This window comes from Pedobacter sp. AC402, assembly GCF_979252805.1.
On sequence record NZ_CEEDAI010000015.1, the window covers coordinates 179315 to 201472 of the forward strand.

The window sequence follows — 22158 nt, forward strand, 5'->3', positions numbered from 1 at the left end:
CTAATATATGGATTTATATTTTAGTTACTGAAATGCTTAACTCAACATCGTCGATAACAATTTTGTTTGCATTATTTACAGTATCTGTTAATTCAAATTCATCGGCTAATATTTCTGCGCAAATGTAATCCTTGTTTTTGGCAACTGCATTGATTACCAAGTTATCATTTTGTAACGAAACTTTAATCCTATCCGTCACTTCAAAGTTTAAATCCTTCCGTAAACTCTGGATTCTGTTTACCAGCTCACGCGAAATACCTTCCTGTTTTAATTCTTCTGTGATGGTAACATCCAAAGCAACGGTTAGGCTACCCAGATTGGTTACTTGCCATCCTGGAATATCTTCGGCAAAAACTTCTACATCATCATTTATATTGATGGTAAAATCTTCTCCATTACTTCCAACAACGATGATAAAACCATCAGTTTCTAAACGCTGGATGTCATCCTGATTTGAATTCTCTAAAGCCTGTTTAACCAGGAGCTCATGTCTTTTCCTACTTTTTTACCCAATGATTTAAAGTTCGGTTTTAGCTTTTTCTTAACGATACCATGTGTATCGGTAATGAATTCGATATGTTTTACATTCGTTTCAGAAAGAATATAATCTGCAACCTTTGAGATTTTTTGCTCAAAATCTCCACTTAATGATGGTATTAGGATTTTCTCTAATGGCTGACGAACATTGATGCTGGATTTTTTTCGCAATGATAAAACCATTGATGAAATATCCTGGGCATAAACCATACGTTCGTTCAAATCCGTATCGATTAAACTTTGATCGGCCTCTTGCCATAAAGTCAAGTGAACAGATTGCGCTGCATAAGCATCAGTAATCGTTAAGTTTCTGTATAACCAATCAGCAAAGAAAGGTGCAACAGGGCTCATCAACTGTGCCAAGGTTTCTAAACAGGTATATAATGTTTCGTAAGCTGCACGTTTATCATCGGTCATTTCGCCTTTCCAAAAACGGCGACGGCTTAACCTGATGTACCAGTTACTTAAATGTTCATCTACAAAGGCCTGGATGGCGCGGGTAGCTTTTGTTGGCTCATATGCATTGTAACTCTCATCAACTTCGTTAATTAAGGTTTGCAATAACGATAAAATCCAACGGTCTAATTCCGTTCTGTCTTCAACTTTGCTTAAGTTGTTTTTATCGATTTCAAATTTATCGATATTGGCATACAACGCAAAGAAAGCATAGGTGTTGTATAGTGTTCCGAAGAATTTACGGCGAACTTCAGCAATTCCGTCAATGTCAAATTTCAGGTTATCCCAAGGGTTTGCATTTGAAATCATGTACCAACGTGTAGCATCAGCACCATACTCGTTTATGGTTTGAAATGGATCAGCAGCATTGCCTAAACGTTTAGACATTTTTTGTCCGTTTTTGTCTAAAACAAGTCCATTTGATACCACATTTTTGTATGCTACTTTGTCAAAAACCAAGGTAGAGATGGCATGCAGGGTATAAAACCAACCACGGGTTTGATCTACCCCTTCGGCAATAAAATCTGCAGGAAAATCTTCGTTCCCATCAATGGTTTCTTTGTTTTCAAAAGGATAGTGCCATTGTGCATAAGGCATCGCACCAGAGTCGAACCAAACATCAATTAAATCACTTTCGCGGTTCATTGGTTTACCTGATGGAGATACTAAAACAATCTTATCCACTACATTTTTATGTAAGTCGATCAGGTCATAGTTTTCTTCAGACATGTTTCCGATTTCAAAACCTTTGAAAGGATTTTCTTTCTGAAAACCAGCAGCTATGGATTTTTCAATCGCATTATAAAGTTCTTCAACGGAGCCGATTAATATTTCTTCCTTTTTATCTTCAGTTCTCCAGATTGGTAAAGGAATGCCCCAGTATCTCGAACGTGATAAATTCCAGTCGTTAGCGTTTTTAAGCCAGTTTCCAAAACGACCTTCTCCTGTTGATTTTGGTTTCCAGTTAATGGTTTCATTAAGATCGAACATTCTGTCTTTAACATCTGTAACCTTAATAAACCACGAATCCAACGGATAATATAACAATGGTTAATCAGTTCTCCAGCTGTGTGGGTAACTGTGAACATATTTTTCTACCTTAAAAGCTTTGTTTTCTTCTTTTAATAAAATAGCAATTTCAACATCAATCGATTTCTCAGGGGCTTCGCCGGCGTTGTAATATTCGTTTTTAACATATTTACCAGCAAAAGGACCAACATGTTTAGTGAATTTACCCTGTAAATCTACCAAAGGCACAAGAACATCATTGTCATCCATTACCAGCATTGGTGGAATTTCAGGCACGGCTTCTTTGGCAACTTTCGCATCATCTGCACCAAAAGTAGGGGCGGTGTGCACAATACCAGTACCATCTTCTGTAGTTACAAAATCGCCAGAAATTACCCTAAAAGCATTTTCAGGATTGGTATAAGGTAAGGCATAAGTTAAAAGTTGTTCATATCTGATTCCAACCAACTCAGTTCCTTTACATTCAGCAAGGATCTGGTAAGGGATTTTTTTGTCGCCAGCTTCTAAATTTGTAAAATCCTCATCTTCATTGCTTTCGAAGAAAATTTTACTAAACTGTTTTCCAACCAGGCTTTTTGCTAAAATTACATTGGATGGTAAAAATGTATATTGATTAAAAGTTTTAACTAAAACATAGTCGATTTTTGGCCCAACTGTTAGAGCTGTATTCGATGGCAAAGTCCAAGGTGTAGTCGTCCATGCTAATAAATGTATGTCTCCAAATCCTTGTAAAAAACCTGGTAAGGTATCGCCTAAGGCTTTAAACTGCGCAACAATAGTTGTATCGGTAACATCGCGGTAAGCACCAGGTTGATTTACCTCATGCGAACTCAACCCTGTACCTGCTTTTGGAGAATAAGGTTGGATGGTATAACCTTTATAAATTAAGCCTTTATCGTAAATTTGTTTTAGAAGCCACCAAACCGATTCCATGTATTTCGACTTATAGGTAATGTATGGGTCATCCATATCTACCCAATAGCCCATTTTTTCAGTCAAATCGTTCCACACATCAGTGTAGCGCATTACTGTTTTTTTACATGCTTCGTTATAATCTTCAATAGAGATGGTTCTGCCGATGTCTTCTTTGGTAATACCCAACTCTTTTTCGGTACCCAGCTTCAACAGGTAGGCCATGCGTATCCCAGCCAGCTTTTCTTTTTACCTGGTATCCTTTAATTGTTTTATAGCGGCAAAAAATATCTTTAATTGCGCGCGCCATTACGTGGTGAATCCCCGGCATGCCATTGGCAGACGGTGGTCCTTCGTAAAAAGTAAACGGATTAGATTTAGGGCGTGAAGAAATGCTTTTTTCAAAGATATTTTCCTTTTTCCAGAAATCCAGTATTTCTTGTCCTATTTTGGCAAGATCCAGTTGTTTAAATTCGCTATACATCAATCAAGTACCTCAAAAAATTAAGGTTGCAAAGTTAACAGAATTGACTGAATTTTGGTAGTTTTGGTGTAAATACTTTAACGTGAAATTATTTAATATCGGGCTTATACTGATGATTGTTGCTGTAATTGTATTGCCAATTATCGTGGTAGTAAGTCCGTCTGACCGGGATTTTGTGCTATACGCTTTTTATTTCTGCGGCCTGCTCGAACTAATCGGGCTTATTTTTGTTCTAATGCATATTGTAACACTAAAAAGAAAGAACCCATGATTAAGCTGTTAAAATTGCAGAAAGCCGTTTTTGTACTCATCGCTGGCGTACTTTCATTTATTGCCTATAAAATTTTAGATGCCAATGAGGTTAAGGGAAGTATTTATTTCCAGATGCTTGCTGGTGTACTCATTATAATTGGTGCATTATGGCTCTTATACCCGATATTATTTGCGAAAAAAGACAATAATGGCAATGCTGAAATTATTACCGATCCAACTGTTGAAGTTCCGGTTGATGAAGAAGATCAAAAGCCTGCAACTGAATAATTTGCTTAAATCGAATTAAACCAGGGGAATCGCTGGCATCAGATTTAGGTAACCTGGGACTTATTTACGAATAAAAGAAACTCATTTTAAAGTCTTTGCAAGGAAAATTTTGCTTTAGAAAGCTAAATACAGGCTTACCGGTGGGCTAATGTTTGTTGCTAAACAAATGATTGATGGTTTTTTATGCACGAACCTTGGAAGACTTTTATCTAAAAATAATATAACCTTGGGGTTAAGTCGCTAGATATGCAAACTGTTAACTGAAAACTCCCAACTCATTAATGGTCAAACTCACCTATATTTTTTGCAGAATCTTCATCTGAAATCTTTTTCCTTACTTTCTTTTTATCCAGCCATAATACCAAGGCTGGCAATAAGGTTAAATTAAAAATTAGGGCTACAAGCAAGGTTATGGATAGGAGTAACCCAAGTACTACAGTTCCTCCAAATGTAGAAGCGGTGAAAATTCCGAAGCCAAAGAATAAAATTAAAGCAATGTGCGTCATACTCACACCGGTTTCAGTAATGGTATCGGTAATTACTTTAGGTACGCTAAAGTTGGTCAGGTTTAATTCTTGCTGATAACGTGTGAGGAAATAAATAGTTTGATCGGATGCCAAACCAAAGGCGATGGTAAAAATCAGAATTGTCGAGGGTTTAAGTGAAATTCCAAAATAACCCATAATTCCGGCAGTAATAATCAGCGGCACAATGTTGGGTAATAATGAAATAAACATGATGCCTAAACTCTTAAATTGGGCTAATCTTAAAAGCGAGATCAATATAATGGCAAGCGCAATACTTTCTACCAGGTGCCTTAACATATAATCTGTTCCTTTTGAGAATATAATGCTTGATCCGGTAAGTTCCACATCAAATTTGGATGGTGGTAAAATGCTGTCAATCCGCGGTTTTAATTCGGCCATTATTGCATCCAACCGTTTTGAACCTACATCGGCCATCTGGAAACTGATTCTTGTGCTTTGATTTCCTTTACTGATAAAGTTCGTAAGCAAACTTGCATTTCCTTTACCGCCATTTGCTATGTAAGCAAGAATGAAATTCTTTTCCAGATTGTCTGGCAACCGGAAAAAAGTAGAATCGTTATTATAAAAAGCTTGTGTAGCATATTTTAAGCCCATATTTACAGAAATAGAACGCGAAAACTCTGGATAAGCCGAAATCATCTTTTCCAGTTTTTCAATTCTTTTTAAATTGGTTAAATTAAAAACGCCGTTCTTTTTCTTTCGTATCTACGCTCACTTCCAATGGTAAAATACCCTCGAAATTTTTCTCAAAGAATTTTAAATCTGTTAAAATTTCAGAATTTTTGGGCAGATCATCAACTACATAACCATTTACATTAATCTTCATCACGCCTATAAAAGCAATAATGGAAATGATAATGGTTCCGATATAGATCAGGCCACTCTTGTTTTGAACAAGTGTATCCGTTTTTACCAGTAACTTGTGTAAAAAGCCCTCTTCAACATGGTTTTGAGGTTTAAGTTTTGGTGCTGGCAGGTAGCTGAAAATGATAGGAATTAAGCATAAACACATTAACCAGGTAACCATTACATTAATTGAGGCTACGCTGCCAAATTGCATTAACAGCTCGCTCCGGTGAAGTATAATACGCCAAAACCAATAGCGGCGGTAATGTTGGCAATTAGTGTGGTAATGGCAATTCTTTCTATGGTTACACTTAAGGCACGTTGTTTGTCACCATCTTTTCTTAGTTCATTCTGGTATTTATTCAGTAATAAAATGCTGTTTGGGATGCCGATAATTACAATAAGCGGTGGAATAAGTCCTGTTAAAATAGTAAGCTCGAAACCAAAGAGTACCAGTGTGCCAATACTCCAGATTACGCCCATAATCACTACTAAAATAGGAAAGAAAACGGCATAAAATTTCTTAAAGAAAAATAAAAGTATCAATGCCGAAACAAGGATTGATAGCCCTAAAAACAACACAAATTCGTCTGCTCACCAATTTACTTACAGCGGTACGGATATAAGGCAAACCGGAAATATGTACCTGAATTTTAGTGGCCGATTGAAAAGCTTTGGCTTTTGCTTCAATTTCTTCTAAAATCGGGTTACGCGCAGCAGTATTTAGAATTTTGGTGTCGAATGTGATCGCCATTAATGTGGCATTCTGGCGGTTATAAACCAATCCTTCAAAAAATGGATTGCTATAAATGGTATTTTTGATCGAATCCATTTCAGTGTCAGTTTTAACCAATCCACCTGGCAATGGCTTCAGCACAAATTTTTGGTTCACCGTATCTTTTTCCAGTTGGAAAATCCTTCCGGAAGACAATAAATGTTTAATGCCTTTAAGTTTTTGGATCTCATTAGAAAGTTGAACCCATTGATTGTAAACTTCTTTTTTAAAAATATCTGGGGATTGTATCCCAACTACCATCACGCTTCCATCTTCTCCAAAAGTCTTTTTAAAAGCATTGTATTTTACGAAAGCGCTATCTGTTACCGGCAAAATTTTGCTTCCTGTGTAAGAAAGCTTTACATTTTTGGCCTGATAAGCCATAAATATAGTTCCTAAAACAAAAAATACAATGATTGCGATACGGTTCTGAAGAATGAATCTCGATAGCTTAACCCACATGTGCAGCTTAGTTTAATAATAATATTAACGGCAAAACTAATCTTATTTGTAAAACGTGATTACTTTTTGCGCAATTAAATTTGCACAAATAACATACTTTTGAAAAAAATGTTTTATTCGAATGTTGCACAAAGTTAAGGGCATTGTTTTAAAAACCACAAATTACAGCGAAAGCAGTGTGGTGGTGCAGGTGCTTACTGATAAATTTGGCATGCAATCTTATCTGATCAATGGTGTTAAAAAGCCAAAAGCGAAGATTAAAATGAACATGTTGCAATCGCTCCATCTGCTGGATATGGTGGTTTATCATAAAGCAAATACCAATATACAACGGGTTTCGGAAGTTCGGCAAACACCTGTTTTTCAAAAGTATTCCTTACGATGTGATTAAAACCAGTATTGTGATCTTTCTGAATGAAGTGCTGTATAAAAGCATTAGGCAGCAATCGGCTGATGAGAGTTTGTTCGATTATATTTTTAATTCTATTGCCTGGTTTGATGAAATTGAGGAGATCAATCCCAATTTTCACCTCTCGTTTTTCTGTAAAACTTACACGTTTTTTGGGATTTTCGCCGAACGAGAAAAGAAGGAATGACCAAATTTATTTTGATCTCCAAGAAGGCGAGTTCACCTCCCGATTGCCAATGCACTCCAATTTTTTACAGTTGGAGGATGCAATAGGCTTTATTTTGCTTTTTAATACACCCCTCGAAAAAATTTCGGAAATAAAAATGAGCAATACACAGCGAAGGTTTTTGTTGGATAAGATATTGGTTTTCTATACCTTACATACAGCGTCGTTTGGGGTGGTGCAATCGCATAAAATCCTTGAAACTTTGTTAAGTTGAAAAAAAAGAAAAAAAGATTTGCAGAACAGTTTTATAGCACTATATTTGCATTCCCAAACGGAGGATGGGGCATTAAGTTTGACAAAATATAAAAGGGAAATTAGCTCCTTAGCTGGTTCAGAGCATCCCGACATTACAGTCGGGAGGGTCGGATCTAATGGGTTGATAAACTAAATATAAAAGGGAAATGAGCCCAGCTCGTTCAGAGCACCTCGTTTACACCGAGGGGTCGGGGGTTCGAACCCCTCATTCCCACCAAGCCTTTCAGAACAACTGGAAGGCTTTTTTATAAAACTTTGACATATATCCAACAGGGAAACTAGCTTAGCTGGTTCAGAGCATCCCGACATTTCAGTCGGGAGGGTCGAATTTAACAAGTAGAGTTAGTTTTAAAACATTACCAACAGGGAAATTAGCTCAGCTGGTTCAGAGCACCTCGTTTACACCGAGGGGGTCGGGGGTTCGAACCCCTCATTTCCCACTTAAGTCCTTCAATTACTGAAGGACTTTTTTTTGCCTAAAATTTTGGTTTAGAGCCCCCATTACACCGATTGGTCGTCCCGATTGAAATCGGGATCATTTCCCACTTAAGTCCTTCAATTACTGAAGGACTTTTTTTTGCCTAAAATTTTGGTTTAGAGCCCCCATTACACCGATTGGTCGTCCCGATTGAAATCGGGATCATTTCCCACTTAAGTCCTTCAATTACTGAAGGACTTTTTTTTGCCTAAAATTTTTGGTTTAGAGCCCCCATTACACCGATTGGTCGTCCCGATTGAAATCGGGATCATTTCCCACTTAAGTCCTTCAATTATTGAAGGACTTTTTTTTGCCTAAAATTTTTGGTTTAGAGCCCCCATTAAACCGATTGGTCGTCCCGATTAAAATCGGGATCATTTCCCACTTAAGTCCTTCAATTATTGAAGGACTTTTTTTTGCCTAAAATTTTTGGTTTAGAGCCCCCATTAAACCGATTGGTCGTCCCGATTAAAATCGGGATCATTTCCCACTTAAGTCCTTCAATTACTGAAGGACTTTTTTTTTGCCTAAAATTTTGGTTTAGAGCCCCCATTACACCGATTGGTCGTCCCGATTGAAATCGGGATCATTTCCCACTTAAGTCCTTCAATTACTGAAGGATTTTTTTTTGCCTAAAATTTTTGGTTTAGAGCCCCCATTACACCGATTGGTCGTCCCGATTGAAATCGGGATCATTTCCCACTTAAGTCCTCTAATTACTGAAGGACTTTTTTTTTGCCTAAAATTTTTTACTCCGAGTATCTCATTTAAACCGATCATTTCCAAATTGGTCTTAAAGTAGTATTTATATAATTATTGATAAATTTATTCTAACTTATCGAATTGTTAAAAATATAACAATAAGATTAAATTGACGTTCTACTTAATCCTGATTTACAAGCCTGATACAAATGTTCTATACTTATATTCTTTTTTCTAAAATCCGCGACAAATACTATATAGGTTCTACTATTAATTTAACTGACGCTTAAAGAAGCACAACACTAATCATTCAGGTTTTACAGGACACACAGGTGATTGGTATGTTGTCTGGTTCTCCATTTTCGATAGTTTAAAAGATGCAAGAGTTAAAGAAAATCAGATAAAAAAATGGAAAAGCAGGGTTATGATACAAAAATTGATTTCACATGTTGACAGCGTTTAGTACTATGCACCATTGGTCGTCCCGATTGAAATCGGGATCATTTCCCACTTAAGTCCTTCAATTACTGAAGGACTTTTTTGTTTCAAACTAATTTCTATAATATCGTCGTCTTGCTGAATTTATTTCAGCATCTTATTTAGGCTCCCATAATTCAATCTTATTGCCTTCTGCATCCATAATGTGGATAAATTTTCCATAATCATATGTAGCAATTTCATCGAGGATGGTTACGCCATTTTCTTTAAGTTTTTCCACAAGGCCTTCGATATTCTGCACCCTGTAGTTAATCATAAATTCCTTTTTGGATGGAGAAAAATATTCATCACCTTGTTTAAATGGGCTCCATTGTAGCGATTCTACTTCATCGGGATTGTTGAGGTTTCTTGTTTCAAAACTTGTGGTGCCCCAAGCACTCATTTCAAAACCCAAATTTTTTGCATACCAATCTTTTGTTTCCTGTGGGTTTTCTGAAAAAAAGAAAATACCACCTATTCCTGTCACTTTTGGAGTATTATCTGTGGCGGGAGTTGAACTGCTTTTTTGCTCTTCCATATAATTTATTTGAGTGGTCTGGTTATTAGTTTGAAGATAGCAGAAATTCATTTCTCATCAAACATTTTTTCTTCACACAAACGATTGATTATAGATTACAATTGCATGTATTTCATGTTTTTAACATGTGGATTAAGCGTTTTAAAATCAAAATACAACCCATAAAATTAACCCTTTTCAGAATAGCATGAGGTTGTAGTATTAATACATCAAAAGCAAGATTATTTAGTTGAAGTTGTGCAAAACCTAAATGCTTTAAAAACAAACGTTTGCGTTGATTTTTGCCTGTTGTTTTGTTAGAAGTGCCCCATCGCATCATTAAATTAGAGAAAGAAATTTGTTATATAAGTCCTTGTTTGATACATCATTACTAACCATAAATCTCAACCAAATCAATGAAAAAAATTATCAAATCAATTTCGGGCCTGGCTATAATGGGTCTGGTTTTATTTACCAGTTCCTGTAAAAAACAGGAAAATCTACAAGATGCAAACGACGCATCCTTATTACAAAAGGGTAAGCTTGGCCTTGCCAATACTCAATCTCTTGGTGGCACCTCACTTACGGTTTCGATGGGGGGCAACGCTTACGTAACCACCCTGGCATCGGGCGGTGCTGAAACAGTAACTTCAACCAAACTGGCAAACTGGACCAATGCCAACAGTATTTTCAGTGCTTATTTCAGGATCGGTAATACAGGCTCGCTAACCGTAGCGGTAAAGGCATCGGTACCCAGTGGCACAAGTGTTTTAAAAATTACCATTAACGGAACACCGTTTAACGTAACCGCTACAGGAACAGCCAATACCACTTATACTGTTGGTACGGTAAATATCACTACGCCGGGTTATGTAACTGTTCAATTCCAAGGTTTGAGCAAAACAGGCAGTTATTTTGCCGATGTTTCCGATCTGGTAATCAGTGGGCCTGCGGTAGCTTCAAACGTATATTATGCAAATGATCCTGCAAATTATTACTGGTCTAGAAGAGGACCTTCTGTTCATTTAGGATTTTCTGCACCAGCCAATACGGAGTGGTTTTACAATGAGGTTACAGTGCCAACAGGAGAAGATAAGATTGGAAGTTATTACATGGCAAACGGCTTTGATGGTGGCTATTTTGGTATGCAGGTTAACTCGGCAACGGAGCGCAGAATGCTTTTTTCTGTATGGAACCCTACAGGCGGAACTACAACCTGGACCAGAAAAGGAACTAATGTTGTCGCAACTAACTTTACTGGAGAAGGAGAAGGCGGTCAATCTTACCTCATTTACAATTGGGTTGCCGGAAATACCTATAAGTTTTTAACGCAGGGTAAACCAGATGGGGCAGGTAATACCGTTTATTCATCATGGTTTTATGCGCCAGAATTGGGCGTTTGGACATTTATGGCTTCATGGAAAAAACCAAATACCAACAGTTATTTATCTGGGTTGTACTCTTTCTTAGAAAACTTTAATGATAAAAATGGTTACCTCGGTAGAAAAGCCCAGTACAACAATCAATGGGTACGCAATGCCTCTGGCAGCTGGACGGAAATTACCAATGCGAATTTCACCGTTGATGCTACAGGTGGTAACCAACAGCGGATGGATTTTGCCGGAGGAGTTTCTGGTGGAAAATTTTATCTGCAAAATGGCGGTTTTTTTGCCAACTATGTCACCCCGAACCAATCATTTACCAGAACCGCTACAGGCACCGCACCAACGGTTAACCTAAACACACTTCCATAACTGTAACAATAAATTGCAAAGCAGGTTGATGTATACTGTTTTGCAATTTATTAATCTCTATAAATTATTTATCTTATTCAATTATAATATCCGAAATTGCCTGCAGAAAAACTGGGGTAAATGCTCAATAAGATTATCAGGTTCATATTCTTTGGAAACTACTTTGTAGGGCTCCTTGCTGTAGCTTTAACTCTCGAAGCAAGTTTTCAGCTCAGGTTGCCATTTAACACCTTAAATTATTATTTGTTGTTGTTTCTGGCACCAACCATTTATTATACTTACGCTTATAATAAAGTTTCCACCAATCCATCAAGCACCAATCCCCGCAATCAGTGGTATTTTAAGCATAAGCAATTTATTAACTGGAGTCAGGCCATACTATTTATCATTTGTATGTTGCTTGCAATAAAGCTTCTGTACCATAATTTTCATCATATTCTTGCGCTTCCAATCAGTTATTGGGTTGCAATATTAATTATCATTACCGCCGGAGCATTATATTATGGCTTATTGCCCAAATCTTTCCTCAGGTTCAATTTGCGCAATACAGGATGGCTAAAGGCTTTTGTTATCGGCTTTGTATGGGCGTGTTGTGCAAATGTATTGCCCTTAATTATGCTTAAAATAGAAACCGGAATAGGTTACCACGATTCTGTATTGTGGACCTGGCTTTTTATTAAAAACTGGATGTTCTGTACCGTTAATGCAATCATTTTCGATATTAAAGATTATCCTAATGATGCCAATAAACACCTTCGGACTTTTGTGGTACGTTATGGTTTAAGGCGTACAATTTTCAATATTCTGATTCCATTACTGGTAATTGGGCTAATTTCACTTGGTATATTTGCCAGTTATAAAGGATTTGGTTTGCCACAGGTTTTATTTAATGTGCTGCCGTTTATCCTAACAATTTATGTGGCTTACTCGATGCACCGCAGAAAAAATATACTGTATTACCTGATGGTAATTGATGGGCTTATTCTATTTAAAGCGATATGTGGGATAATCGGAATGCAGTTTGTGCGATAAGGGTTAATTGTTTTAATCGGCTAATAAGTGATCGGTAGTATGTTCAAATAATCAATTATCAAGTATTAACAGTTAACCAATGAATAATAACTACGATAAAATAGCCCCGCATTACGATACCTTAAGCAGGCTGGTGTTTTTTAAATCGCAGGTTAATGCACAGATCGATCAGCTTCAATATCTCCCCGAAAAAAGCAATGTATTAATTGTTGGAGGCGGAACAGGTTGGATATTAGAAGAAATTGCGAAAGTTTATGCAAGCGGATTGAAAATTGTTTACATAGAAATTTCGGCCAAAATGATTGCACGCTCCAAAAAACGCGATTGTAAAAACAATGCGGTCGAATTTATTAACCTCGGTATTGAAGAATTTGAAACCGAGCTCCTTTACGATGTAATTTTAACCCCCTTTCTGTTCGATAATTTTGCCGAACAACGCGCCATACAAGTATTTGAAAAGTTAAATAATTATCTCAAGAAGGGTGGATTGTGGTTTTTAGTAGATTTTTCACTCAATAAAACCAATGGAAACTGGTGGAAATGGCTAATTCTCAAATCGATGTACAGCTTTTTTAAACTTTTAGGCATTGTTGAAGCCAATAAGCTTATCAATATGGAGCCATTTTTTTTGAAGGCCCAGTACCAGATTATGGCAGAAAGACTGTATTATGGAGGCTTTATCAAGGCAACAATCTTCATAAAATAAAATGACATTCATTTAATGCAATATTGTTGCATTAAATATCAAGAATCTGATCTTTGTATTAAAATATATTAGATATGGATTTCGATGTAATTATAATTGGTGGCAGTTACGCCGGTTTATCAGCCGCATTAACCCTAGGCAGGGCAATAAGGAATGTTTTGGTAATCGATGCTAATCAACCCTGCAACCGGCAAACTCCGCATTCGCATAATTTTTTAACACATGATGGCGATAAGCCCTTAGATATCGCAAAAGCTGCAAGAGCAGAAGTGTTAAAATATCCAACCGTTAAATTTTTAGATGCAAGGGTTAATTCCGCAAAGCGTATTGATGGCGGTTTTAGTGTTGGAATAGAAAAAGGCGAAAATTTTACCTCAAGAAAAATTTTGTTGGCTACAGGACTCAAAGATGTATTGCCTGACATTAAGGGGTTGGCTGAGTGCTGGGCAATTTCTGCGGTACATTGTCCTTATTGCCATGGTTATGAAATCAGGAATGAAAAAATAGGACTATTAATGAATGGTGACCACGCTTTCGAAATGGCCAAAACCCTCCAGCATTGGAATAAAGATTTAACTGTTTTAACCAACGGAAAATCGCGCTTAACTGTAGAACAGCGTAGTATGCTAAAAGCAAAATCAATTGAAATAATAGAAAATGAAATTGAAGCACTGGCGCACCAAAATGGTGATCTTGAAGCGGTAAGATTTAAAAATGGAGATAAACTAAAGTTAAAAGCGATCTATGTGAAACCTGAAGTAGAGCAACATTCGAATTTAGATGAGGCAGCTTGGTTTCGATTTAACAGATTTAAAAACGATTAAAGTAGATGAGCAGCAGCAAACCACTGCCAATGGCGTTTATGCGGCAGGAGATTGTGCAACGTTATTCAGGTCGCTATCAATCATTACTGCAGCAGGAACAACGGCCGCAGTATGGATGAATAAGGAAATGATTGCAGAAGATTTTTGATCGTTCATCAGGTACTAAAATAAAATCGCACCTGCTATAGTGGCAATAAACATAGCTGCCATCACAATTCTATCGGCAGTAATCCATTGATCTCTTGTAAGCGGTGCAACCGTTTTTTGTACAGTTTCTGTTTTATGCCTGTGCAGCTTGAAAACTGATGTGTCTAATTTAATAAGCATAGCAATGAATTTAATAGGGTTGATTTTCTTAAGACAAATCCCAAGCCAAAAACTGAGAAAAATGTTTAATTGTTAATAACTTATATTTTTTTGTTATTTAATTGATATTTATGCGGTTGTAAATACGAGTGCTAAACAAATAAGCCCATTAAACTGTGTAAAATATTGCACAGTTTAATTGGCTCGTGTATAATAATTATGTCTGTTAAAGGTGCTCTGCTTGCTTTTCTCGCGCAGTCAACTTACTGTTCTTTTTACCGTACCAGAAATAAATGGCTAAACCAATAATTAACCAAACTGCAAGTCGCACCCAGGTTTCCCAAGGTAAAAATACCATCATTGCAATGCAGGTTAAAATGCCCAAAATCGGGATGAGTGGCACAAATGGCACTTTGAAAGGACGCTTAGCTTCTGGATCTGTTTTTCTGAGAATGAGGATGCCCACACATACCATTAAGAAAGCAAGTAAAGTGCCTATACTCGTCATTTCGCCAACAACATTCATGGGTACAAATGCAGCAAAGAGGGCAATAAATAAGCAAAGAATCAGGTTTGATTTGTAAGGTGTTTTAAATTTAGCATGTACATCCGAAAACATCTTTGGCAACAAACCATCTTTACTGATCGAATAAAACATCCGGGATTGTGCCATTAAATCGATTAAAATAACAGATGTATAACCAATTAGTATCGCCAAAATAATCGCCTGGCTTAACCATGCGTATGGTGTTTTTTCAATCGCTATGGCAACTGGTGCGCCGCTATTGGCAAATTCTTTATAATTGGCCAAACCCGTCATTACGTGCCCGAAAAGGCCGAATAAAACGGTACACACTACTAAAGAGCCAATAATACCGATCGGTAAATCTCTTGCGGGGTTTTTTGTTTCCTGGGCCGATGCAGCAACTGCATCAAAACCGATAAACACAAAGAAAACAAGCCCTGCACCACGCAATACACCACTCCAACCGAACTGACCAAATGTGCCTGTATTTTCGGGGATGTAGGGATGGTAATTTGCAGGATCGATATATTGCCAACCCAAGGCAATGAACACCAATACCACACCAACTTTTAAAAATACAATAATCCCGTTTACTATTGCATAGCTCTTTGGTGCCGCGGATTAATATTGCCGTCATCAATACCACCACTAATGCTGCGGGGATGTTGATAATGCCGCTAATGGTAGAGCCATCAGCAAGTTTAGCAGTTTCAAAAGGGGATAAAGTAAGCTGGGGAGGCAGGTAAATGTGTAAACTGGCTAAAAACCTGGTTAAATACTGCGACCAGCTGATGGCCACCGTAGCACAACCCACAGAATACTCCAATACCAGGTCCCAACCGATAATCCATGCAAAAAGTTCGCCCATGGTAGCGTATGAATAGGTATAAGCACTGCCTGCCACAGGGATCATGGATGCAAATTCGGCATAACATAATGCTGCAAAGCCACAGCCCAACGCAGCAATAACAAAAGATAAGGTTACCGCCGGCCCCGAATGATTGGCAGCTGCCAGGCCGGTTATAGAAAATAAGCCTGCACCAAGCGTTAGGCCAACCCCGATTAAAATGAGGTTAATAGGGCCCAAAGTTCTTTTAAGCGTGCCTTCGCCGCTTTCGTTCGCCTCTGCAACAATGCTGGCAATAGATTTTTTCATGAAAACAAGTTAAGAAGCTGTAAAATTATTAAAATATATTAATTCTATAGTATTTATATATTATTATAAACCTTTTAAAGCTAAAGTTCTATCTGATTTTTAGGTATTGTCCGTGAGCCATAAATAGCAGCACCAGCCTTTAACTGGTAAACCTGATCGAACCAGATAGCTCCCAATTTTATCAGAATATTTGAGTTTGAATAAGGATATAAATCGTGACTAAAGGTGAGCGAAGGACTGCAAAAACCGAATGATTATAGGAACTTTCTTTTCCGAAAAAGAGTAAAAAACTTAGTTGATTAAAGAATTATTTCCAGAAAGCAAAATTTAATTTAAAATTATATCGCTTATTATCAGTGATTTACATATTTACTTTAATTTATTTTAGTACTATGTATTGCATGGTAGTATATAAAACATATATCTTTGTTATATGATAGCAGAAAATACGCAAACACAAATGCGGAAAGGAATTCTGGAATACTGTGTTTTATCAATCATCTCACGGGGCGAAATTTATGCTTCGGATATTATTGCCGAATTAAGGGCGGCAAAGCTATTGGTGGTTGAGGGTACATTATATCCATTATTAACCAGGCTTAAAAACAATGGTTTGTTAAGCTACAACTGGGTAGAATCTACCTCAGGCCCACCGCGTAAATATTATACCTTAACCGAAGATGGTCGGGGAATTTTATCACAATTAGATCAAACCTGGCAGGAGCTGGCTTATGCTGTAGGTATTTCACAAAAAGGAGCCAATTCATAATTAGTAAAAAAGAAATGGAAAAGACCATCATCATAAATATAGGAAACACGATTATTCATATTGAAGAAAGTGCTTACGAACTTTTAAAGGCCTACCTGAACGAAGTAAAACAGTATTTTGCCAACCATGCAGACGACCTTGAAATTGTAACGGATATAGAAAACCGTATTGCTGAACTGTTAACCGAGCAATTGGAAGAGCAGAAAAAACAGGTTGTAGATTCGGCCAATGTAAACTCGGTAATTGCGCAGATGGGCAAGGTACAGGATTTTGATACCACAGAACCCGGTGAGGAAGAACCCGTAATCAGCAATGCTTACCAGCAGCAATATGCCGAGAAAAAGCTTTACCGCGATATGGACGACCGAGTTGTTGCGGGTGTTTGTGCGGGTATAGCGCATTATGTAAACGCAGATCCGAAGTGGATTAGAGTGGCTACCGTGCTTACTGTTTTTCTTGGTGGATCGGGTATTTTGGTGTATGCGCTGCTTTGGATTATTATGCCAAAAGCAAAATCGCGTATTGAGCGGATGGAAATGAAAGGTGAGCCGGCAAACCTGCAAGGCTTCCAAAAAAACCTTGATGAAGAACTGCTGGCCGTTAAAGAACGTTTGGGTGAGGTAAACAAACATGCACAACCGATATTTGCCCGTCTTGGTATTTTTATCGGAGAGTTTTTCGAATGGCTGGGCCGCTTTATTTCGGGTACAGGTAAAGTAATTTTTAAAGTAATTGCGGGTTGTATTGTGGTATTTGGTGTGCTGTTTTTGTTAACACTGATTATTAGTGCAGCTGCTTTTCAGGGTTTTTGGGATGCCAGTATATACGAGTACTTCCCTTTCTCCATCATCAATGAAGGCAACAGGGGCGTAATATTATTTGGCGCATTTATAGTATGTTTTGTGCCGGTTTTAGCTTTGGTACTATTCTCTATCCGGGTTGCATTTAACAAACAGGCCATTAATAAAACACTGTCGTTTGCATTGCTGATTATCTGGTTGGCTGGTGTGGCGGTAACGGGTTATCAGGCGGCTAAAATATCATCGGAGTTTAAACAGCACGCAGAGTTAACCCAAACTGTTGATCTTAAATCTTTCCCTGCCTATACCATCAACATTGATAAGAGCAAATACTTTAGTAAAGAGGATAGTGTGGCATACCATATTGATGCCAATAACCGCCACCAGATTGTAGTAGACGATTTTGAGGATGGTCCGTTTGTTTCGCCTAACCACATCCGCATTAATATTGAAAAAAGTGAAACCAGCGTAACGCGTTTAACGCAGAAATACGAATCGCAGGGCAAAACCTTCCAAAGCGCATTGCAAAATGCACAGAACATCAGTTACACCTATACTTTGAAAGATGCGGAATTGATTTTTAGTCCGAGGTTTCAATTGCGAAAAGGAAGCATCTGGCGAAACCAGGAAGTAAGGTTAACACTCGAAGTTCCGGTGGGTACAAAATTGATCTTAAAAGAAGATTCATACCGTTACGTAAACAATTATTGGACCTGGGACTGCAAAAACGCAGAAAATGACCACAACGATTTCACCGTTTGGATCATGACGGAAGATGGTTTAAAATGTGTTGCGCAATTAAAAGAAGAAGCCATTAAAAAGCAACAGTTAGAACAAGAGCTTAGTAATTTGGAGCTTATGCACAAGGATAAACCTACTGATACCGTATTTCAGGATTCTGTATCGAACAGGATAAGGGAAGTGAAAGAAGAGTTGGGAATAAAGCTCGAGTAATATTTCCATCATTCCGAGCGGAGCGCAGCGCAACCGAGAAACTTATTTATACAGATCTCTCCATTTCGCGGCGCTTCACTTGAGTTGACTAGTACACCTAAAAAAAAGATACCATGAAAACATTATTAACGTTAATTGCATGCTTTATAGCATGTGGGGCTTCTTTTGCCCAAAAATTAAACACACTTACGGGCAAAATTGTCGATGAAAAAACAGTACCGGTATCGTTCGCCATTGTAAGGGTATTAAATTACCCCGATACTACGGTGGTGAAAAGTGTATCAACCAATATTGATGGCGCATTTGTAATCGACCAGTTAAAAAACGGTGAGTATGTATTGTCGGTTTCGATTGTAGGTTTTAAAGATAAAAAGACCGGTCATTTTTCACTTAATGGAGACTTAAATTTACCCGCCATTGGCATAGAAAGTTTAACCAAACAGTTAAAAGAGGTAAGCGTTCAGGGTAAAAAGCCTTTTATCGAACATCAGATTGATAAAACCGTACTGAATGTAGAGAACAGCATTATTGCCACAGGTGGTACCGCTTTAGAAGTGTTAGAGAAAGCACCGGGTGTACAGATAGATCGGCAGACTGACCAGATTAAACTGAACAACAAAAGCGGTATTATGGTAATGATTGATGGGAAAGCGAATTTCCTGTCAGGTGCTGATATTACAACCTTGTTAAGCAATATGAGTAGCGATCAGATTGCCACGATAGAACTGATTACCAATCCATCGGCCAAATATGATGCCGCCGGAAATGCCGGAATCATCAATATTAAACTTAAACGCAACAAGGCATTCGGTACCAATGGTACTGTGAGCGTTAACAGCGGGCAGGGGATTATGCCCGATTCGCCAAGCGATTTGTACCGTGCCGGCGTAAACCTGAATTTAAACCACAGGCAGGGCAAATGGAATATTTTTGGCAATAGTACCGTGGCAAGGAAGGCTCAATTTAACAACACGTATTTAACACGAAGCACTTTATCAGAAGGTTTGGCCAGCGCGCTAACGCAAAATTTCGACCGCAAAAGTAAGGGTGTTGGTTACCAGGTTAAATTCGGTGCTGATTATTATGCTTCGGATAAAACGGTTTTTGGGGTGATGTTTGATGCCAATACGGTAAACAACAAGCTTACCAATTTTAGCAATACCAACATTAATGCAGTGCAAAATGGGGCAACTAACCTCAGTTATATATTGCAGGATGCCAATTCGAGCTCTCCGGTAGGCAATTTAACAGCCAACTTTAACATTAAACACGATTTCGATAAAAAAGGGAAGAGCTTAACCTTTGATATGGATTATTCGGGCTTCAGCAATAAAAAGGACGAAAACTTTTTGGCCAATTATTTAAACAGCGGTGGCAGCTCTACCAACAAAACAACTTTAAGAAACAATACCGATGCCGAGATTAGTGTATATGCTGCCAAAACAGATTTAACACTTCCACTTTCTAAAACGGCCAAGTTGGAGGCGGGTTTAAAAAGTAGTTATGTGGTTACCAATAACGATTTTATTTCGGAGCAGCTTATTGGTGGGGTATGGCAGAATGATTTGGGTAAATCGAACAATTTTGTATACAAAGAAAACATTAACGCCATTTATGGGAGCTTTTCTAAAGAGTGGAAAGTATGGCAGATACAGCTTGGCCTCCGTGCAGAACATACACACTCAAACGGTACTTCGGTTACCGACCAAAAGGAAGTAGACCGCAATTACCTTTCACTCTTCCCAACGGTGTTTGTTAACCAAAAACTTAATGAAAACAACAACATCCGTTATTCTTATGGCAGAAGGGTAGATCGCCCGAATTACCAACAACTTAATCCATTTGTTTTTTATTTAGATCCGTTGGCGGTTGATCAGGGCAACCCTTACCTTAAACCTCAGTTTACTGATAACTATCAGATTAGCTACAGTTATAAAGAATTTTCGTTCTCGCTAAATTATTCGAATACTAAAGATATGATTACGCAGATCAGTAAACAGGATGATGCCACAAGGGTAATCAGTGTAATCCGTGAGAACCTTGGTCGATCACAAAATTATTCGGCCGATATAAATGTACCGGTTAAGGTTACCAAATGGTGGAACATGCAGAACAATGTAAGCGTTTATTACAATAAATTCACCGATGGCAACATAGAAGGCGCAGCCTATAGCGCGGGTAAAGCTGCGGTAAACCTTTATACTTCTAACTCTTTTACCTTGCCTCAAAATTTTAGTTTGGAAATTAGCGCCTGGCTTAACTCGCCACGGGTTAACGGTGTAGAGCAAACAACCAATTACCAGGGTGCTTTAAATGCCGGAGATACAGAAAACCCTGATGGATAAAAAACTTAAACTGCGATTAAATATGGATGATATTTTGCTCACCAACCATTGGGAAGGAAAACTGGTTTACCAGAACATCAACATGAATGTAGTGAACCATTACACCAGCAGAAGAGCAAATTTCAGCATCAGCTATAACTTCGGAAATCAGAATGTAAAATCAGCACGATCAAGAAATACAGCTACGGATGATATGAAAGGCAGAGCCGGGGGGTAGTGTTGAGTTTGGAGTTTTGAGGTGGGAGTTTGGAGTTCTGAGTTGGGAGTTTGGGCCACCCGCGAGGAATTTGTCGCCCTTTTGAGGGGGGCTAGGGGATGAAAAACAATTAATCAATTAACAACATGAAAAAAATAATATACAGTATCGCAATTTTAGTTATCGTTTTAAGTTTCGGATGCCACAATGGTGGAGGAAACCTATCTATTAGTACGATAGATAACAATACCGACTTTAAATTTGAAGCAAAGTACAACGAAAGCAAAACAGGTAAGTTGGAGAAATACCTTGATAGTGCCCTGAACAACGAACTTCCGTTAGATCAGAATATCGATTTGTTTGTAAACTTAAATGGCAGCGATAAGTTTAACCTTAAAGCCAAAAAAGGCTGGTTGGTAATCGATTTCGATAAACGAAACAGTTCTTTAGCGGGTTTTATTAAAGTGAAAAACGTAACAGAAGGAATCAAGCGGAAATTAACGGAATAAGGTTGTGTAAACACAAAATCGTCATCTCGACTGGAGCGCAGCGGAATGGAGAGATCTTTTAAATACGCAGTTTTTTAACCACAAAGAACACAAAGAGAAGGCGCAAAGAACACAAAGCTGTGTGGGTTATCAACCACTACCATTATTAGCATTCGAAAAAAAATCGTCATCTCGACTGGAGCGCAGCGGAATAGAGAGATCTTTTAAATGCGTAGTTTTTTTAACCACGAAAGAGCGCAAAGAGTAGGCGCGAAGAACACAAAGCTGGGTGGGTTATCGATTACTACCATTATTTGCATCCGAAAAAAAATCGTCATCTCGACTGTAGCGCAGCGGAATGGAGAGATCTTTGAAATGCATAGTTTTTTAACCACAAAGAACACAAAGAGAAAGCGCAAAGAACACAAAGCTGGGTGGGTTATCAACTCCGCTCAGACTGACGAACATTAAATCTGCGTGTACCAACGTAATCTGCATGAGAAGATTCGAAGTAATGGGCGAAAAAGCAAAGTGGCGATTTAGCCGCTTTAGGTTGATTGATTATTATCCATATAAGAGACATAAGGCCATTTAAGTTAATAATCAAATAATAATCTTCTTATGTTCAGATTTGGATAGTCATAAAAAC

Annotated in this window: 22 protein-coding genes, 2 tRNA genes and 3 pseudogenes; 18 read left to right on the forward strand and 9 right to left on the reverse strand. The window is 38.0% G+C overall.

From position 1 onward, the window contains the following. Nucleotides 1-13 precede the first annotated feature (13 nt). A pseudogene (ileS, locus tag AC0IWE_RS24315) lies at nucleotides 14-3418 on the reverse strand (isoleucine--tRNA ligase). An 82-nt stretch (nucleotides 3419-3500) separates the two neighbouring features. Between ileS and AC0IWE_RS24320 the strand changes: the two are divergent. Next, complete coding sequence (locus AC0IWE_RS24320; RefSeq protein ID WP_471795086.1) at nucleotides 3501-3689, forward strand: hypothetical protein; 189 nt, start codon at nucleotides 3501-3503, stop codon at nucleotides 3687-3689. After that, the gene (locus AC0IWE_RS24325) at nucleotides 3686-3958 is read left to right on the forward strand and encodes a hypothetical protein (RefSeq protein WP_082458603.1); all 273 of its coding nucleotides are present in this window, start codon (nucleotides 3686-3688) and stop codon (nucleotides 3956-3958) included. Before AC0IWE_RS24320 ends, AC0IWE_RS24325 begins: the two co-directional genes overlap by 4 nt. 278 nt (nucleotides 3959-4236) lie before the next feature. On the opposite strand, the gene AC0IWE_RS24330 is transcribed toward AC0IWE_RS24325, so the two are convergent. Genes AC0IWE_RS24330 through AC0IWE_RS24345 form a run of 4 tightly spaced genes read right to left on the reverse strand, consistent with a single transcriptional unit; the run spans nucleotide 4237 to nucleotide 6589 of the window. Then, on the reverse strand, nucleotides 4237-5145 hold the full coding sequence (locus AC0IWE_RS24330) for an MMPL family transporter (RefSeq protein ID WP_471795087.1): 909 nt from the start codon (nucleotides 5143-5145) through the stop codon (nucleotides 4237-4239). Between the two features lie 37 nt (nucleotides 5146-5182). After that, the gene (locus AC0IWE_RS24335; protein ID WP_471795088.1) at nucleotides 5183-5566 is read right to left on the reverse strand and encodes a hypothetical protein; all 384 of its coding nucleotides are present in this window, start codon (nucleotides 5564-5566) and stop codon (nucleotides 5183-5185) included. Beyond that, the gene (locus AC0IWE_RS24340; RefSeq protein ID WP_471795089.1) at nucleotides 5566-5898 is read right to left on the reverse strand and encodes an MMPL family transporter; all 333 of its coding nucleotides are present in this window, start codon (nucleotides 5896-5898) and stop codon (nucleotides 5566-5568) included. Before AC0IWE_RS24340 ends, AC0IWE_RS24335 begins: the two co-directional genes overlap by 1 nt. Next, nucleotides 5876-6589, reverse strand: coding sequence for a hypothetical protein (locus AC0IWE_RS24345; protein ID WP_471795090.1), 714 nt, complete (start codon nucleotides 6587-6589; stop codon nucleotides 5876-5878). The genes AC0IWE_RS24340 and AC0IWE_RS24345 overlap by 23 nt, the downstream gene beginning before the upstream one ends. A gap of 121 nt (nucleotides 6590-6710) precedes the next feature. Between AC0IWE_RS24345 and AC0IWE_RS24350 the strand changes: the two genes are divergently transcribed. From AC0IWE_RS24350 to AC0IWE_RS24375, 6 genes and pseudogenes are all read left to right on the forward strand, one after another. Beyond that, on the forward strand, nucleotides 6711-6980 hold the full coding sequence (locus tag AC0IWE_RS24350) for a recombination protein O N-terminal domain-containing protein (RefSeq protein ID WP_471795091.1): 270 nt from the start codon (nucleotides 6711-6713) through the stop codon (nucleotides 6978-6980). Beyond that, nucleotides 6973-7185 (forward strand): DNA repair protein RecO C-terminal domain-containing protein, encoded by a 213-nt coding sequence (locus tag AC0IWE_RS24355; RefSeq protein WP_471795092.1) that lies wholly within the window; start codon nucleotides 6973-6975, stop codon nucleotides 7183-7185. Before AC0IWE_RS24350 ends, AC0IWE_RS24355 begins: the two co-directional genes overlap by 8 nt. A gap of 435 nt (nucleotides 7186-7620) precedes the next feature. After that, nucleotides 7621-7696 (forward strand) — tRNA-Val (locus AC0IWE_RS24360). A gap of 148 nt (nucleotides 7697-7844) precedes the next feature. Then, nucleotides 7845-7919 (forward strand) — tRNA-Val (locus AC0IWE_RS24365). Nucleotides 7920-8868: 949 nt separating this feature from the next. After that, nucleotides 8869-8949, forward strand: coding sequence for a GIY-YIG nuclease family protein (locus tag AC0IWE_RS24370; RefSeq protein ID WP_471795338.1), 81 nt, complete (start codon nucleotides 8869-8871; stop codon nucleotides 8947-8949). Between the two features lie 5 nt (nucleotides 8950-8954). Continuing rightward, nucleotides 8955-9122 (forward strand): annotated as a pseudogene (locus AC0IWE_RS24375) (GIY-YIG nuclease family protein); the annotation flags it as partial. A gap of 132 nt (nucleotides 9123-9254) precedes the next feature. On the opposite strand, the gene AC0IWE_RS24380 reads toward AC0IWE_RS24375, so the two are convergent. Continuing rightward, nucleotides 9255-9674 (reverse strand): VOC family protein, encoded by a 420-nt coding sequence (locus AC0IWE_RS24380; protein ID WP_471795093.1) that lies wholly within the window; start codon nucleotides 9672-9674, stop codon nucleotides 9255-9257. A 395-nt stretch (nucleotides 9675-10069) separates the two neighbouring features. On the opposite strand from AC0IWE_RS24380, the gene AC0IWE_RS24385 reads away from it, so the two are divergent. The 5 genes from AC0IWE_RS24385 (at nucleotide 10070) to AC0IWE_RS24405 (ending at nucleotide 14117) form a co-directional block, all read left to right on the forward strand. Next, on the forward strand, nucleotides 10070-11407 hold the full coding sequence (locus AC0IWE_RS24385) for a DUF3472 domain-containing protein (RefSeq protein WP_471795094.1): 1338 nt from the start codon (nucleotides 10070-10072) through the stop codon (nucleotides 11405-11407). 120 nt (nucleotides 11408-11527) lie between these two features. Next, entirely contained in the window at nucleotides 11528-12439 is a 912-nt protein-coding gene (locus tag AC0IWE_RS24390) for a UbiA prenyltransferase family protein (protein WP_471795095.1), read from the forward strand. A 79-nt stretch (nucleotides 12440-12518) separates the two neighbouring features. Next, nucleotides 12519-13145: a class I SAM-dependent methyltransferase gene (locus AC0IWE_RS24395; protein WP_471795096.1), complete on the forward strand. Its 627-nt coding sequence runs from the start codon at nucleotides 12519-12521 to the stop codon at nucleotides 13143-13145. A 74-nt stretch (nucleotides 13146-13219) separates the two neighbouring features. Continuing rightward, a complete protein-coding gene (locus tag AC0IWE_RS24400) occupies nucleotides 13220-13969 on the forward strand; it encodes an NAD(P)/FAD-dependent oxidoreductase (protein ID WP_471795097.1) in 750 nt (249 codons plus the stop codon). Continuing rightward, complete coding sequence (locus tag AC0IWE_RS24405; RefSeq protein ID WP_471795098.1) at nucleotides 13926-14117, forward strand: FAD-dependent oxidoreductase; 192 nt, start codon at nucleotides 13926-13928, stop codon at nucleotides 14115-14117. Before AC0IWE_RS24400 ends, AC0IWE_RS24405 begins: the two co-directional genes overlap by 44 nt. A gap of 14 nt (nucleotides 14118-14131) precedes the next feature. Here AC0IWE_RS24405 and AC0IWE_RS24410 read toward each other — a convergent pair whose 3' ends face one another. The 3 genes and pseudogenes from AC0IWE_RS24410 to AC0IWE_RS24420 form a co-directional block, all read right to left on the reverse strand. Further along, nucleotides 14132-14296 carry a hypothetical protein gene (locus AC0IWE_RS24410; protein WP_157255310.1) on the reverse strand — a complete coding sequence of 55 codons (165 nt, stop codon included), beginning with the start codon at nucleotides 14294-14296 and terminating at the stop codon, nucleotides 14132-14134. Nucleotides 14297-14501: 205 nt separating this feature from the next. Then, nucleotides 14502-15362, reverse strand: coding sequence for an APC family permease (locus tag AC0IWE_RS24415; protein ID WP_471795099.1), 861 nt, complete (start codon nucleotides 15360-15362; stop codon nucleotides 14502-14504). A gap of 100 nt (nucleotides 15363-15462) precedes the next feature. Then, nucleotides 15463-15957 (reverse strand): annotated as a pseudogene (locus AC0IWE_RS24420) (amino acid permease); the annotation flags it as partial. Nucleotides 15958-16390: 433 nt separating this feature from the next. Here AC0IWE_RS24420 and AC0IWE_RS24425 point away from each other — a divergent pair. From AC0IWE_RS24425 to AC0IWE_RS24445, 5 genes are all read left to right on the forward strand, one after another. After that, nucleotides 16391-16726: a PadR family transcriptional regulator gene (locus tag AC0IWE_RS24425; RefSeq protein ID WP_055903176.1), complete on the forward strand. Its 336-nt coding sequence runs from the start codon at nucleotides 16391-16393 to the stop codon at nucleotides 16724-16726. 14 nt (nucleotides 16727-16740) lie between these two features. Continuing rightward, entirely contained in the window at nucleotides 16741-18480 is a 1740-nt protein-coding gene (locus AC0IWE_RS24430) for a PspC domain-containing protein (protein ID WP_471795100.1), read from the forward strand. A gap of 113 nt (nucleotides 18481-18593) precedes the next feature. After that, entirely contained in the window at nucleotides 18594-20825 is a 2232-nt protein-coding gene (locus tag AC0IWE_RS24435; RefSeq protein WP_471795101.1) for a TonB-dependent receptor domain-containing protein, read from the forward strand. After that, nucleotides 20818-21042: a hypothetical protein gene (locus AC0IWE_RS24440; RefSeq protein WP_471795102.1), complete on the forward strand. Its 225-nt coding sequence runs from the start codon at nucleotides 20818-20820 to the stop codon at nucleotides 21040-21042. Before AC0IWE_RS24435 ends, AC0IWE_RS24440 begins: the two co-directional genes overlap by 8 nt. 125 nt (nucleotides 21043-21167) lie before the next feature. Beyond that, nucleotides 21168-21530 carry a hypothetical protein gene (locus AC0IWE_RS24445; protein ID WP_471795103.1) on the forward strand — a complete coding sequence of 121 codons (363 nt, stop codon included), beginning with the start codon at nucleotides 21168-21170 and terminating at the stop codon, nucleotides 21528-21530. The last annotated feature ends 628 nt before the right edge of the window (nucleotides 21531-22158 follow it).

Bases quoted from the DNA above. Each gene is read 5' to 3' on its own strand.
- AC0IWE_RS24445 (WP_471795103.1), top strand. From the start codon at position 21,168: ATGAAAAAAATAATATACAGTATCGCAATTTTAGTTATCGTTTTAAGT.
- AC0IWE_RS24430 (WP_471795100.1), top strand. From the start codon at position 16,741: ATGGAAAAGACCATCATCATAAATATAGGAAACACGATTATTCATATT.
- AC0IWE_RS24400 (WP_471795097.1), top strand. From the start codon at position 13,220: ATGGATTTCGATGTAATTATAATTGGTGGCAGTTACGCCGGTTTATCA.
- AC0IWE_RS24345 (WP_471795090.1), bottom strand. From the start codon at position 6,589: ATGTGGGTTAAGCTATCGAGATTCATTCTTCAGAACCGTATCGCAATC.
- AC0IWE_RS24390 (WP_471795095.1), top strand. From the start codon at position 11,528: ATGCTCAATAAGATTATCAGGTTCATATTCTTTGGAAACTACTTTGTA.
- AC0IWE_RS24335 (WP_471795088.1), bottom strand. From the start codon at position 5,566: ATGCAATTTGGCAGCGTAGCCTCAATTAATGTAATGGTTACCTGGTTA.
- AC0IWE_RS24440 (WP_471795102.1), top strand. From the start codon at position 20,818: ATGGATAAAAAACTTAAACTGCGATTAAATATGGATGATATTTTGCTC.
- AC0IWE_RS24370 (WP_471795338.1), top strand. From the start codon at position 8,869: ATGTTCTATACTTATATTCTTTTTTCTAAAATCCGCGACAAATACTAT.
- AC0IWE_RS24395 (WP_471795096.1), top strand. From the start codon at position 12,519: ATGAATAATAACTACGATAAAATAGCCCCGCATTACGATACCTTAAGC.
- AC0IWE_RS24350 (WP_471795091.1), top strand. From the start codon at position 6,711: ATGTTGCACAAAGTTAAGGGCATTGTTTTAAAAACCACAAATTACAGC.
- AC0IWE_RS24330 (WP_471795087.1), bottom strand. From the start codon at position 5,145: ATGATTTCGGCTTATCCAGAGTTTTCGCGTTCTATTTCTGTAAATATG.
- AC0IWE_RS24325 (WP_082458603.1), top strand. From the start codon at position 3,686: ATGATTAAGCTGTTAAAATTGCAGAAAGCCGTTTTTGTACTCATCGCT.
- AC0IWE_RS24385 (WP_471795094.1), top strand. From the start codon at position 10,070: ATGAAAAAAATTATCAAATCAATTTCGGGCCTGGCTATAATGGGTCTG.
- AC0IWE_RS24380 (WP_471795093.1), bottom strand. From the start codon at position 9,674: ATGGAAGAGCAAAAAAGCAGTTCAACTCCCGCCACAGATAATACTCCA.
- AC0IWE_RS24405 (WP_471795098.1), top strand. From the start codon at position 13,926: ATGAGGCAGCTTGGTTTCGATTTAACAGATTTAAAAACGATTAAAGTA.
- AC0IWE_RS24435 (WP_471795101.1), top strand. From the start codon at position 18,594: ATGAAAACATTATTAACGTTAATTGCATGCTTTATAGCATGTGGGGCT.
- AC0IWE_RS24410 (WP_157255310.1), bottom strand. From the start codon at position 14,296: ATGCTTATTAAATTAGACACATCAGTTTTCAAGCTGCACAGGCATAAA.
- AC0IWE_RS24425 (WP_055903176.1), top strand. From the start codon at position 16,391: ATGATAGCAGAAAATACGCAAACACAAATGCGGAAAGGAATTCTGGAA.